This is a genomic window from Pseudomonas sp. KBN10P06128, from assembly GCF_037574945.1.
GTDB classification, from domain to species: domain Bacteria; phylum Pseudomonadota; class Gammaproteobacteria; order Pseudomonadales; family Pseudomonadaceae; genus Pseudomonas; species Pseudomonas aeruginosa.
The window spans coordinates 1,693,117-1,705,744 of sequence record NZ_JBBELR010000001.1; the positions used below are offsets into that span (position 1 = coordinate 1,693,117).

A 12,628-nucleotide genomic window follows, 5' to 3' on the forward strand; every position below is an offset into this window, starting at 1 on the left:
TTTTCCGGCGGCTGCTGCGCCTGGCCGCGCAGGACGGATAACGGCAGCCGCGTTGTTCCTGTCCCGCCGCGCCGCTCAGGCGTCCCGCTCCAGCCGGCAAGCGTGCCCCGACTGTCGTGCCTCCAGCCTCAGCCATTCGAAGAATGCCTTCACCGGCGGATGACGTTCCCGTCCGGGCACGCATAGCGCGCTGTAGCCGGCGCCGTCGACACTGATATCCGCTCTGTAGGGTTGCAGCAGGCCGCTGGCGACGCTTTCCGAAACCAGGATCGAACTGGCCAGCACCAGTCCCTGGCCGGCGATGGCCGCCTGCAGGGCATAGTGCTCCTCGTCGTACTGGCGGATCACCGGCTGGCCCTCCATCCAGTCTTCGCCGGCCTGCGCGCACCAGGCCTCCCAGCCGTGGGCGTAGAGCCTGGAGTTGTGCCAGCGCACGCTGATCAGGGTCGGCTGCCGTTCTCCGGCCAGGGCGACCTGGGCCGGCGAGCCATAGACCGCGAAGCATTCGTCGAACAGGCAGAGACCGTAGAAGTTCGGGTAGTCGTCGAGGCTGTAGCGGATCACCAGGTCGATGCTGGCGTCCTGGTGCAGGTCGAGGACTTCGCAGTTGGTGTCCAGGCGCAGGTTGATCTGCGGGTGCGCGGCGTAGAAGCGGCCGAGACGCGGCACCAGCCAGAGGGCGGCGAAGGCCGGGGTGGTGGAGACCGTCAGGTTGCCGCCGCTGCGCTGCGGACGCAGCGTGTCGACGCTCTGCGAAATTTCCAGCAGGGCCCCGTGCAGGCTGCGGAACAGCCTTTCGCCGCAGTCGGTCAGGCGCACTTGCCGTGGCAGGCGCTGGAACAGCGGAACGCCGAGCCAGGCTTCCAGCGAACGGATCTGGTGGGAAACCGCGGTTGGCGTTACCGCAAGCTCCTCGGCGGCGGCCTTGAAGCTCGACTGGCGGGCCGCCGATTCGAAGGTGCGCAACGCGGTCAGCGGCAGGGAAGCGAACATGGGAATCTCCATGGGTGAACTGAATTCACCCTGAACAACTATTGCTCATTTGTCGGGAACCCCCGCTGCCAATAATTTCTGGCTCCAGGCGAAGGGCCTTGAGGTCATTCGAGTCTAGCCGAATCCAAGGAGATACAGATGAGTAGAATTCTTGCAGTGCATGCCAGTCCGCGAGGCGAGCGCTCGCAGTCCCGGCGTCTCGCCGAGGTTTTCCTGGCCGCCTATCGCGAAGCCCATCCGCAGGCCCGCGTGGCTCGCCGCGAAGTCGGCCGGGTACCGCTTCCGGCGGTCACCGAGGCCTTCGTCGCCGCCGCCTTCCATCCCCAGCCGGAACAGCGTTCGCTGGCGATGCAGGCCGACCTGGCGCTGAGCGACCAACTGGTCGGCGAACTGTTCGACAGCGACCTGCTGGTGATCTCCACGCCGATGTACAACTTCAGCGTGCCCAGCGGCCTGAAGGCCTGGATCGACCAGATCGTGCGCCTCGGGGTGACCTTCGATTTCGTCCTCGACAATGGCGTCGCCCAGTACCGGCCGCTGCTGCGTGGCAAGCGTGCGCTGATCGTCACCAGTCGCGGTGGCCATGGCTTCGGCCCGGGCGGCGAGAACCAGGCGATGAACCACGCCGATCCCTGGTTGCGCACCGCGCTGGGTTTCATCGGCATCGACGAGGTCACGGTGGTCGCGGCGGAAGGCGAGGAATCCGGCGGCAGGTCCTTCGAGGACTCCTGCGCCGAGGCGGAACAGCGCCTGCTGGCGCTGGCGCAGTCGGCCTGAGGAGCCGCCATGGCCTGGTTCCATCTGCTGGTGGCGGCGGCCTTCGAGGTCGCCTTCGCCATGGGCATGAAGTTCTCCAACGGCTTCGGCAGGCTCTGGCCATCGCTGCTGACGGTGGTCGCGGCGATCGGCGGGATCTATTTCCTGACCCTGGCGCTGCGCGAGTTGCCGGTCAGCGTCGCCTATCCGATCTGGACCGCGATCGGTTCGCTGGGCACGGTGTTCCTCGGCGTCCTGCTGCTTGGCGAGAGCCTGACGGCGGTGAAGCTGATTTCTGTCGGGTTGATCGTCGCCGGGGTGGCCGGGCTCAAGTAAGCGATGCGGCATTTGGCCTACAATCGGCCGCGTTTCCGTTCCTTCGAGAGCAGCTATGCTGACCACCCTGGCGGTGTCCAACTACCGCACCCTGCGCGACCTGGTGATGCCGCTGCGGCGCCTGAACCTGATCACCGGCGCCAACGGCGCCGGCAAGTCCAACGTCTACCGGGCCTTGCGCCTGCTGGCGGACAGCGCGCGCGGCGAAGTGATCCCGTCGCTGGCGCGCGAGGGCGGCCTGCCATCGACCCTGTGGGCGGGACCGGAGGACATCAGCCGGGCCATGCGCAGTGGCGCCCAGCCGATTGAAGGCAGCGTGCGCCGGCAGTCGGTGAACCTGCGCCTGGGCTTCGCCGGGGAGGATTTCGGTTATTGCATCGACCTCGGCCTGCCGGAGCCAAGCCAGAGCAAGTTCGGTCTCGACCCGGTGATCAAGCGCGAAAGCATCTGGGCCGGCCCGTTCCTGCGCCCGGCCAATGTCCTGGTCGACCGTCGCGGGCCGTTGTTGCGCGCACGCGGCGGCGGCGGTCGCTGGGAAGTGGCGGCGCAGCACCTCGCCACCTTCGACAGTATGCTGGGCGCGGCGGTGGACCCGCGACAGGTGCCGGAACTGCTCGGCCTGCGCGAGCGGATCCGCTCCTGGCGCTTCTACGACCATTTCCGCAGCGACGCCGAGGCGCCGGCGCGGCGTCCGCAGATCGGCACCCATACACCGGTGCTGGGCGCCGACGGCGCCGACCTGGCGGCGGCCCTGCAGACCATCCGCGAGATCGGCGATGCGGCGGCGCTGGACGAAGCGGTGGACGATGCCTTTCCCGGCAGCCGCCTGTACATCGACAACCCGGGAGGGCGCTTCGAAGTGCTGATCGAGCAGCCCGGCCTGCTGCGGCCGCTGCGCACCGCGGAGCTGTCGGACGGCACCCTGCGCTACCTGCTGTGGATCGCCGCCCTGTTGTCGCCGCGGCCGCCGGCGCTGCTGGTGCTCAACGAACCGGAAACCAGCCTGCATCCCGACCTGCTGCCGGCCCTCGGGCGCCTGGTCGGCCAGGCCGCGCAGCACTCCCAGGTGCTGGTGGTGTCGCACGCCGCGCGGCTTGTCGCGACGCTCGAAGAACACCCGGAATGCCATTCGCTGGGGCTGGAGAAGGACTTCGGCGAGACCCGCATTCAGGGGCTGCGCGAGCTGGACCGGCCGGCCTGGTACTGGCCGGTGCGCTGAACCGCTACAGGCGGCCGATCTGTTGCGGCGACAACGGTACCTGGCAGCGGGTGGCGGTGCGTGGGTCGAGGTAGTCCCTGAGGAGCGGTGCCATGCCCTTGAGCACCTGCACTGGCAGGGCCGAGGTGAACTTGAACTGGCTCGACTCGCTGCCGTCGACGTAGGCGGTGAGGGTACCGAAGTGCCGCGGGCCGATGTAGAAGACGAAAGTGGCGGTGCGGTTCAGTGCCTTCGAACTGCGCACGTGGCCGCCGGCGCTGAAGGTCTGCAGGCGGTTGTCGCCGGTGCCGGTCTTGCCGCCCATCACCAGTGGCGCGCCGTCCGGACGGCTGAAGGTGCCTTGCAGGCGCCGCGCGGTGCCGGCGTCGACCACCTGGGACAGCGCGTTGCGCAGGGTGGCGGCGACCTCCGAGGTCATCACCCGCTGGCCGAGGGTGGCTTCCGGGGCGAAGCGCGTCTCGTAGGGCGTACCCAAGGCGAAGTCGAGGTGCTCCAGGCGCAGGGTCGGCATGCGCACGCCATCGTTGACGATGATCCCCATCAGTTCGGCCAGCGCCGCCGGGCGGTCGCCGGAGCTGCCCAGGGCGGTGGCGTAGGACGGCACCAGGTGATCGAAGGGATAGCCGAGTTTCTTCCATTGCTGGTGCAGGTCGAGGAAGGCCTCCACCTCCAGCAGGATGCGGATGCGCTTGTCGCGGGCGTTCTTGTGCCGCGACTTGAACAGCCAGCCGTAGACCTCCTTGCGCTCGGCGCCGCTGGCCGCCACCGCCTCGCCGAAGGTCGCCTGCGGCTGCTTCTGCAGATAGCCGAGCAGCCATAGCTCCAGCGGGTGCACGCGGGCGACGTAGCCCTGGTCGTTGAGGTTGAACTTGCCCGGGCCGTAGCGCTCGTACAGCTCGGCGGCGCGCTTGTCGGTCAGGCTGCCGCGGGGCAGGCGTTCGCGGAGGAAGGCGCTGAAGCTCGCCAGGTCGGCCTGTGGCTGCAGGTAGCGGTGGATCGCGGCCAGCCGCACCGGCCAGGGACGCAGGCCGTCGAGGAAGGTCTCCAGGCGCTGGTTGGCGTCCTTGTCGCGGTACTTGACCCAGAAGCGGCGCAGGTAGACCTGGCTTTCCTTGTCGACGAAACGGTCGAGGTAGTCGGCGCGGCGCGGGTCCTTGTCGTCGGCCAGCAACTGCACCTTGCTCCCGGCGTTCTGGTAGATATCGTGGCGGATCAGGTCGCGCAGCAGGCGCACGAAGGGCAGGTTGATCGATTCGCGCAGGGCTTCCAGCAGCATCGGCCGGCGGCCGTTGTCTTCCTTGCGGAAGTTGTTGAAGGTGTGCAGCCCGCCGCCGGTGAAGAAGCTCTCGTAGGGGCTGGCCGAATAGCGCCGTTCCATGGCCGCCTGGAGCATCGCGGAAAGATCGCGGTCGCGGCTGGCGACCAGGTAGTCGATGCCCCAGCGGAGGATGAAATCGAGCGGCTCCACTTCCACCTTGCGCAGCTCGGCGACGCTCATGCCGCCATAGTCGCGGTGGATCTGCGCGACGGTCTCCAGGTAGCTGGCCAGCACCCGTAGCTTGGCGGTGGAGCCCAGCTCCAGCTTGCTGCCTTCGTTGATGTCGAAGGGCTGGTCGGTGTTGTCGGTCTGCACCCGCACCTGGTTGCCGCTCGGCGTACGTTCGAACAGGGTGAAGCTGTAGCGTACCGAGCGGGTCGAGGTCGGGGTCAGCAGGCGTTCGCCGATCAGCCCGAGCTGGGCGGCGTAGTCCGGGTCGGCGAGTTTCTGCAAGTAGGCGGTGACGCTTTCCTGCAACTCGTGCTGGAGGGTGGTATTGGCCCGCAGGTCGAGACGGTCGAGGTCGTACAGTGGCACGCCGAGCATCCCGGCCAGGCGGGTGCGAGCCAGGGTCACGCCCTTGTTGGTCGGCAGCGGTTGCACCGTCGGCTGGCTGCGTGGGTCGCGGAACGCCAGCTTCTGCGCCAGCGCCGCATCGCGTAACGGCGCCTCGATGACGCCGGCCTGGGTCAGGACCCGCAGGTGGCTGTCGGTCATCCGGTCCAACTCGTCGCGGCCGCGCGGCGCCAGATAGAAGGAAGGCCGGCGGTGGGCGATCATCAGCGCCAGCACCTGGCGCAGGGCCAGGCCCTGGGCGGCGAGTCCGGCCTTGCCGTCGAGGGCCTCGCCGACCTGCCGGTAGTCGGCGCCGTACCAGACCCACAGGCCATCGGCCAGGCCGGTGACCTCGCCGTAGCCCGGCGCCGCCGACAGCGGCACCGAGTTGAGGTAGGTGAGCACGATGTCCTGGCGCGCGGCGAAGTTGGCCGGGCCTTCGCGATAGCTGCGTACGCTGGCCGAGAGCATCTGCCGCAGCTTGTCGCCGATGCTGCCGGTGCGCCCTTCGGCAGAGTGGCGGTATTTCTCGATCTGGGTCGCCAGGGTGCTGCCGCCGGAGGAATGCGTGCTGAAGCCGAGCATCTTGCCGACCTGCGACAGCGCCGCCTGGGTGAAGCGACCCCAGTCCACCGCCGGGTTTAGGTAGGGGCGTTCGTGATCGAGCAGGTCGCGGTTCTCGATGAACAGCAGGCTCTGCACCGCCAGCGGCGGCAGGCTGGCGAAGTTCGCGTAGCGCCTTTGCGGATAGCGGAAGTCGTAGATCGGCACGCCGCGGCAATCGGCGATGTCCAGCCCGGCCTGGGCCTTTTCCGCGTAGGGCGGGAACAGCCGGTGTTCGGCGTAGCGCATCAGCGCCGGGGAGAAGTGCGCCTGGCGGGTGATGGCGTAGTCGCGGTCGTACAGGCGCTGCATGAACGAAGGCAGCAACTGGTAGCCGAGGCGGCGGTCGAAGGGGCCGTCCGCCGGGAACAGGATGGCCTCGCTGGGACCCTGGCGCACCTCGTAGTCCAGGGTCGCGGCGTAGCGTGCCAGCTCGCGTGCCTGCAACCGCGAGGTGTGCGCTTCGTGAAGGACCACGATGCCTACCGCGGCGAGGATCGGCAAGGCGAAGCCGATCAGCATCAGGCGTTGGCGGAGACGGCTTTTTCGAGGAGAAGCGGAGGCAGGGAGACTGCAGGGTTGCAGCTCGGAAGGGTCGTTCGTGGATCGTTCTGATGCACCCATGCTCGCACCGCCTGTAGCTGCGCAATTCATCCGCACCTGGGGGGAAGTCTAGTTGTCCCGCTGCAACCCTGCTGTCATTCGTGCAAGGAAAATCTCCCCGGCGGCAATCGGACGACCGAGGATTGGAGCGGCGTGGCGCAGGGGTTAGAGTGTCTGTCTGAGTTCCTTGTGTTTCGGGTCCGGAATGTCGATGCGCACACTTTTCCCCCTTCTCGTCGGTGTCGTCCTGGCGGGTTTCTCCGGCCTCGCGGCGCAGGCCGCGCCGGCGCCCTTCTACAAATGGCAGAGCAAGCTCGACGGCCAGGTCGCCTGCATGCAGACCTCGCCGGGAGACGGCTGGGTCAGGCTCGACGGCCCCTACCGCGACCTCCGCTGCCGCGAACCCCTGCGCTGACCCCATGGAGCGCAGCCGACGGCTCGAGCGCAGCTGGCGCGGCAATGCCGAGGCCTGGGCCCGCGCCGTGCGCGAGGGACGCCTGGAAAGCCGCCGCCTGGCCACCGACGACGCGATTCTCCAGGCGCTGCGCCAGCGCGCGCCGCGGCGCCTGCTGGATATCGGCTGCGGCGAGGGCTGGCTGTGCCGGGCGCTGGCCGGCGAGGTCGGCGAATGCGTCGGCATCGACGCCTCGCCGGAACTGATCGAACTCGCCCGCGCGGCGGGCGGCGGTAGCTTCCGGCGCCTGGCCTACCGCGAGCTGGATGCGGCCTCGGGGCTCGGTCGTTTCGACGCCCTGGTGTGCAATTTCTCCCTGCTCGACGAAGACCTTGCCGGTTGCCTGGCGGCCTGGCCGGCTCTGTTGGAAAGCGGCGGCGAGTTGCTGATCCAGACCCTGCATCCCTGGGCCGCCGGCGGCGAAGACTACCGCGACGGCTGGCGCGAGGAGCGCTTCGACGGCTTCGGCGAAGGCTTCCGCGACAGCATGCCCTGGTATTTCCGCACCCTGGAGTCCTGGCTGGCGCTGCTCGACGGCAGCGGCTGGCGCCTGCGGGGTCTGAGCGAAACCGTCCATCCCCGGCTCGGCAGGCCGCTGTCCCTGTTGCTGCGGGCAGGACTCGCCGAGTGAAACCTTTCAGCCCCGCAATGGGCGTTGCAGAGCGCTTACGCCTTTGGTCCAGTTGCCCTGTCGCGGGGCATGACGGCCTCGAAATCTTGTGTAAAACTCCGGCCCGACCTCAGTTGTAGTCGACTCCCGCAATGCCCACGTTCGCTCCACGAGAGCGGACAGCCTCTTCCGGTGTGCAGTCCTGGAACCTATGACGCCCCGTCGTCGCCCGCTGTGCGGTATCGCGCAGGGGCCGCGCCGTTGGTGAAATCCGTTTCCCTACCCCGACCGTACGAGCGAGTCCGCAACTGATCTATCTCAATAACAAAATGAGGTTGTTCCCATGTCGTCTGTCGGCGAACAGAAGGTTCAAGACGGCTCCCTGAAGCGCGAGCTCGGTGAGCGACACATCCGCCTGATGGCGCTCGGCGCCTGTATCGGCGTCGGCCTGTTCCTGGGCTCGGCGAAGGCCATCCAGATGGCAGGCCCGGCCATCATGATCTCCTACATCCTCGGCGGCCTGGCGATCCTGGTGATCATGCGCGCCCTCGGCGAGATGGCGGTACACAATCCGGTGGCCGGTTCCTTCAGCCAGTATGCCAAGGATTACCTGGGCCCGCTGGCGGGCTTCATCACCGGCTGGAACTACTGGTTCCTCTGGCTGGTGACCTGTGTCGCCGAGATCACCGCCGTCGCCGTCTACATGGGCATCTGGTTCCCCGACGTGCCGCGCTGGATCTGGGCCCTGGCGGCCCTGGCGAGCATGGGCACGATCAACCTCATCGCGGTGCGCGCCTTCGGCGAGTTCGAGTTCTGGTTCGCCCTGATCAAGATCGTCACCATCCTGGCGATGGTGGTGGTCGGCATCGGCATGATCGCCTTCGGCTTCGGCAACGACGGCATCGCCACCGGCATCTCCAACCTCTGGGCCCACGGCGGCTTCATGCCCAATGGCATCCAGGGCGTGCTGATGTCGCTGCAGATGGTGATGTTCGCCTACCTCGGGGTGGAAATGATCGGCCTCACCGCCGGCGAAGCGCGTAACCCGACCAAGACCATTCCCAGCGCGATCAACTCGGTGTTCTGGCGCATCCTGCTGTTCTATGTCGGCTCGTTGTTCGTGATCATGTCGCTCTATCCGTGGAGCGAGATCGGCACCCAGGGCAGCCCCTTCGTGATGACCTTCGAGCGCATGGGCATCAAGACCGCCGCCGGGATCATCAACTTCGTGGTGATCACCGCCGCACTGTCGTCCTGCAATGGCGGCATCTTCAGTACCGGGCGCATGCTCTACAGCCTGGCCCAGCATCGCCAGGCCCCGGCCTTCTTCGGCAAGGCCTCGCGCAGCGGCGTACCGCGCCGGGCGCTGATCCTGTCGATCCTGGCGCTGCTGCTGGGCGTGTTGCTGAACTACCTGGTGCCGGAGAAGGTATTCGTCTGGGTGACTTCCATCGCCACCTTCGGCGCGATCTGGACCTGGGCGATGATCCTGCTGGCCCAGTTGCGCTTCCGCAAGACGCTCAGCCCGGCCGAGTGCGACAAGCTGCAATACCGCATGTGGCTGTACCCGCTCAGTTCCTACCTGGCGCTGGCGTTCCTGGTGATGGTGGTGGTGCTGATGGCCTTCTTCGAGGACACCCGCATCGCCCTCTACATCGGCCCGCCGTTCATCCTGCTGCTGACCGTCCTGTACTACGCCTTCAACCTGGCGCCGAAGGAGCCTGCCGGCGCCGGCGCGGTAAGCCGCGCGGCGTCCTGAGCGGTGTAGCGCCGGAAAGGAAGAAGGGCCTCGGACGAGGCCCTTTTTTCGTTGCGCCGATATCCGGCCCGGTGCGGCGGATAACGCCGTTGGCGTTATTCGCCCTACCCAGGCTGGGGCATCAGCCCGCCAGCATGCTCAGCATCACCGCCGCCAGCAGGCCGACGTACACCCGTGCATGCAGCGCATCGGGAATCCGCCCGATCAGCGGGGTCGCCAGGCGGATGCCGAGCCAGCCGCCGCCGGCCAGGGTGGCGAAGGCCAGCAGGTCGATGTAGCCGACGAAGCCTCGGCCCAGGCCTTGCTCCTGGTAGCCGGCCAGGACCAGGTAGGTAAGGGTGCCGCCAAGAGCCACCGGCAGGCTCAGCGGGTTGGCCATGGAGGTCGCCTGGGTCATGCTCAGCCCGCAGCGACGCAGCAGCGGTACGGTCATCACGCTGCCTCCGACGCCGAGGAAGGTGGCGATCGCACCGATCAGCGTTCCGCCCAGGCGCGTCTCGCCGACACCCAGCGGCCGCGCCTGGCGCTCCTCGGCGCGGCTGAGGAAGCCGCGGCGCAACAGGCAGTCGAGGATGGTGATGGCGAGGTAGGCGACGAAGGCCAGGCGGATGAAGTCGCCGCTGGCCAGGCCGACCAGCGCCGCGCCGAGCACCGCGCCGACACCGATGTACGCGCCCAGCGGCCAGACATAGGCGCGCAGCAGGCTGCCGGCGCGCCGGTGGCGATAGGTGGCGAGGGCGGCGTTGACGATCATCACGCAGGTCGAGGTGGCCACCGCGACCTGCATGGCCGCCTGGGCCAGCGGGTCGTCGGCGGCGCGACCGAGTTGCAGCAGGTGATAGAGCAGCGGCACCACCACGAAGCCGCCGCCAAAGCCGAACAACACGGCGCTGACCCCGGTGAGGCAGCCGCAGAGAAAGAGCAGGAGATAGAACATGGCGGGTTTCCGGAACGAGAGCGGAAGGCCAGCTTAGGTGTCCCGGGATTGGCCCGCTTCGCGAGGTTGGCCAATACTATTCGTGTTTCGGCCAGGTGCTTCGACCATGCGCAACGCTTCCATCGAGCAGTACGACGCCACGCCCCGGGCCGTGGTGGCCATGGGTACCGACTATCCCGACGGCTACCTGCTGCCGCGCCATCGGCACCGTCGCGCGCAATTGCTGTACGGTGCCAGCGGAGTGATGCAGGTGCGTACCGGCGACGCCGGCTGGGTGGTGCCGCCACAGCGCGCGGTGTGGATTCCGCCGGGCGTCGAGCACGAGGTGCGAATGCTCGGGGTGAGCACCCGCAGCCTGTACATCGAGCCCGGCAGCGCCACGGCGATGCCGGCGCACTGCCAGGTGCTGGCGGTGTCGCCGTTGCTGCGGCAACTGTTGCTGGCGGCGGTGGACATGCCCCTGGAATACGACACCGAAGGTCGTGACGGCGCGCTGGCGACGCTGTTGCTCCATGAGCTGGCGGCGGCCGAGACGCTGCCGCTGCACGTGCCCTTGCCGCCCGAGCCGCGCTGGCTGGCGCTTTGCGAGGCGTTCCTCGTCGAGCCCGACATCTGCGCCAGCGCCGAGCGCTGGGCCGGGCTGCTGCATACCAGCCTGCGCAGTTTCAACCGCACCTTCCGTCGCTACACCGGCCTCAGCTTCGGGGCCTGGAAGCAACGCGCCTGCGTGGTGCAGGCACTGGCGCGGCTGGCCGGCGGCGAAACGGTCACTGCCATCGCCCTGGACTGCGGCTACCAGAGCCCGGCAGCCTTCTCGACCATGTTCCGCCGGGTCCTCGGCCAGCCGCCCAGCGCCTTCCAGGCGGGCGCGCTCAGATCGCCAGGAGGTCCATGAAGCGGTTCACCGGCGTGGCTTCCAGCGACGCCTGGTGGCTGCACAGGTCGAAGATCCTCTGGCAGCGCTGCGGCGGGAAGCGCGTGGCCAGGTTGGCCTTGAACTTCTCCTGCAGCAGCGGAATGCCTTCGGCGCGCCGGCGGCGATGGCCGAGCGGGTACTCCACGGCGACCTGGCCGGTGCTGCTGCCGTCGTCGAAGAACACTTCCAGGGCGTTGGCGATGGAGCGCTTGTCCGCCTCCAGGTATTCACGGCTGTAGCGCGGCTCCTCGACGATCTCCATTTTCTCGCGCAAGCGGTCGATCAGCGGGTGGGCGGCGTGGAAGGCGTCCTCGTAGTGCTCGGCCACCAGGTCGCCGAAGATCAGCGGCACGGCGGTCATGTACTGCAGGCAATGGTCGCGGTCGGCGGGGTTGGCCAGCGGGCCGACCTTGGAAATGATGCGGATCGCCGACTCGTGGGTGGTGATGACGATGCGGCTGATCCGTTGCAGGCGGTCCTTCACCAGCGGATGCAGGCGCACGGCGGCCTCGGCGGCGGTCTGCGCGTGGAATTCGGCGGGGAAGCTGATCTTGAACAGCACGTTTTCCATCACGTAGCTGCCGTAGCCCTGGGGGAAGCTGAAGCGCCGCTTGTTCTCGGGCTTGGTCGCCAGGTCCTTGCTGGTGTGGCTGAACAGGACATCGTAGAAACCCCACTGCGGCGCGCTGAGCACGCCGGGGATGCCCATCTCGCCGCGCAAGGCGATGTCCGCCAGGCGTACGCCGCGGCTCGTCGCGTCGCCAGCGGCCCAGGACTTGCGCGAGCCGGCGTTCGGTGCGTGACGGTAGGTGCGCAGGGCCTGGCCGTCGACGAAGGCGTGGGAGAGGGCGGCCAGCAGTTGCTCGCGGTCGGCCCCCATCAGCTTGGCGCAGACGGCGGTGGACGCGACCTTGACCAGCAGCACATGGTCGAGGCCGACGCGATTGAACGAGTTCTCCAGGGCGATCACGCCCTGGATCTCGTGGGCCATGATCATCGCTTCCAGTACCTGGCGCATGCTCAGCGGCGCTTCGCCGTTGGCCAGGCGTTTCTGCGAGAGGTGGTCGGCGACGGCGAGGATGCCGCCGAGGTTGTCCGAGGGATGGCCCCACTCGGCGGCCAGCCAGGTGTCGTTGTAGTCCAGCCAGCGGACGATGCAGCCGATGTCCCAGGCGGCCTTGACCGGGTCGAGCCGGAAGGAGGTGCCCGGCACCCGCGCGCCGTGCGGGACCAGGGTGCCCTCGACCAGCGGGCCGAGGTGCTTGGTGCATTCCGGGAAGCGCAGCGCCAGCAGGCCGCAGCCGAGGGTATCCATCAGGCAGTTGCGGGCGGTGTCCAGGGCCTCCGCGGAATCGATGCGGTAGTCCAGCACGTAGTCGGCGATGTCCTGCAGGACGGCGTCGTAGTCGGGACGTTGGTTGAGATCGACGTTGGCACTCATCGCGTACTCCAGTGGTTCGTAAGTGGTGGGTTTCCTCTCGGGTCAGGCTGGTTCGGGGATGGTTTTTCTTGTCGTGGCTGCAAGACGCCCCGGCCTTTCGCGGTGGCGGAAGGCCGGAGTAAGGATAG

Annotated in this window: 11 protein-coding genes; 7 read left to right on the top strand and 4 right to left on the bottom strand. The window is 67.9% G+C overall.

Annotated features, from left to right (window positions below):
- Positions 1–75 precede the first annotated feature (75 nt).
- Positions 76–1,005 carry a LysR substrate-binding domain-containing protein gene (locus VQ065_RS07855; protein WP_073660183.1) on the bottom strand — a complete coding sequence of 310 codons (930 nt, stop codon included), beginning with the start codon at positions 1,003–1,005 and terminating at the stop codon, positions 76–78.
- Between the two features lie 126 nt (positions 1,006–1,131).
- Between VQ065_RS07855 and azoR1 the strand changes: the two genes are divergently transcribed.
- Genes azoR1 through VQ065_RS07870 form a run of 3 tightly spaced genes read left to right on the top strand, consistent with a single transcriptional unit; the run spans position 1,132 to position 3,304 of the window.
- A complete protein-coding gene (gene azoR1 / locus VQ065_RS07860) occupies positions 1,132–1,770 on the top strand; it encodes an FMN-dependent NADH-azoreductase AzoR1 (RefSeq protein ID WP_003085596.1) in 639 nt (212 codons plus the stop codon).
- A 9-nt stretch (positions 1,771–1,779) separates the two neighbouring features.
- Complete coding sequence (locus VQ065_RS07865; RefSeq protein ID WP_003085598.1) at positions 1,780–2,085, top strand: DMT family transporter; 306 nt, start codon at positions 1,780–1,782, stop codon at positions 2,083–2,085.
- A gap of 55 nt (positions 2,086–2,140) precedes the next feature.
- Positions 2,141–3,304: an AAA family ATPase gene (locus tag VQ065_RS07870; RefSeq protein ID WP_003085601.1), complete on the top strand. Its 1,164-nt coding sequence runs from the start codon at positions 2,141–2,143 to the stop codon at positions 3,302–3,304.
- Positions 3,305–3,308: 4 nt separating this feature from the next.
- Here the strand turns inward: VQ065_RS07870 and VQ065_RS07875 are convergent, their stop codons facing one another.
- Positions 3,309–6,434, bottom strand: a complete 3,126-nt coding sequence (locus VQ065_RS07875; RefSeq protein ID WP_023875768.1) for a transglycosylase domain-containing protein — start codon at positions 6,432–6,434, stop codon at positions 3,309–3,311.
- 154 nt (positions 6,435–6,588) lie between these two features.
- On the opposite strand from VQ065_RS07875, the gene VQ065_RS07880 reads away from it, so the two are divergent.
- The 3 genes from VQ065_RS07880 to VQ065_RS07890 all read left to right on the top strand — a co-directional run bounded on the left by VQ065_RS07880 (position 6,589) and on the right by VQ065_RS07890 (position 9,206).
- Complete coding sequence (locus VQ065_RS07880; protein ID WP_009875978.1) at positions 6,589–6,798, top strand: hypothetical protein; 210 nt, start codon at positions 6,589–6,591, stop codon at positions 6,796–6,798.
- 4 nt (positions 6,799–6,802) lie between these two features.
- On the top strand, positions 6,803–7,468 hold the full coding sequence (locus VQ065_RS07885) for a class I SAM-dependent methyltransferase (RefSeq protein ID WP_003085610.1): 666 nt from the start codon (positions 6,803–6,805) through the stop codon (positions 7,466–7,468).
- Between the two features lie 322 nt (positions 7,469–7,790).
- On the top strand, positions 7,791–9,206 hold the full coding sequence (locus VQ065_RS07890; RefSeq protein ID WP_003085613.1) for an amino acid permease: 1,416 nt from the start codon (positions 7,791–7,793) through the stop codon (positions 9,204–9,206).
- 121 nt (positions 9,207–9,327) lie between these two features.
- On the opposite strand, the gene VQ065_RS07895 is transcribed toward VQ065_RS07890, so the two are convergent.
- The gene (locus VQ065_RS07895) at positions 9,328–10,143 is read right to left on the bottom strand and encodes a sulfite exporter TauE/SafE family protein (RefSeq protein WP_003085615.1); all 816 of its coding nucleotides are present in this window, start codon (positions 10,141–10,143) and stop codon (positions 9,328–9,330) included.
- 106 nt (positions 10,144–10,249) lie between these two features.
- Between VQ065_RS07895 and VQ065_RS07900 the strand changes: the two genes are divergently transcribed.
- Positions 10,250–11,038, top strand: coding sequence for an AraC family transcriptional regulator (locus VQ065_RS07900; RefSeq protein WP_003085619.1), 789 nt, complete (start codon positions 10,250–10,252; stop codon positions 11,036–11,038).
- On the opposite strand, the gene prpD is transcribed toward VQ065_RS07900, so the two are convergent.
- Entirely contained in the window at positions 11,016–12,500 is a 1,485-nt protein-coding gene (prpD, locus tag VQ065_RS07905; protein WP_003085622.1) for a 2-methylcitrate dehydratase, read from the bottom strand. The genes VQ065_RS07900 and prpD overlap by 23 nt on opposite strands.
- Positions 12,501–12,628 lie beyond the last annotated feature (128 nt).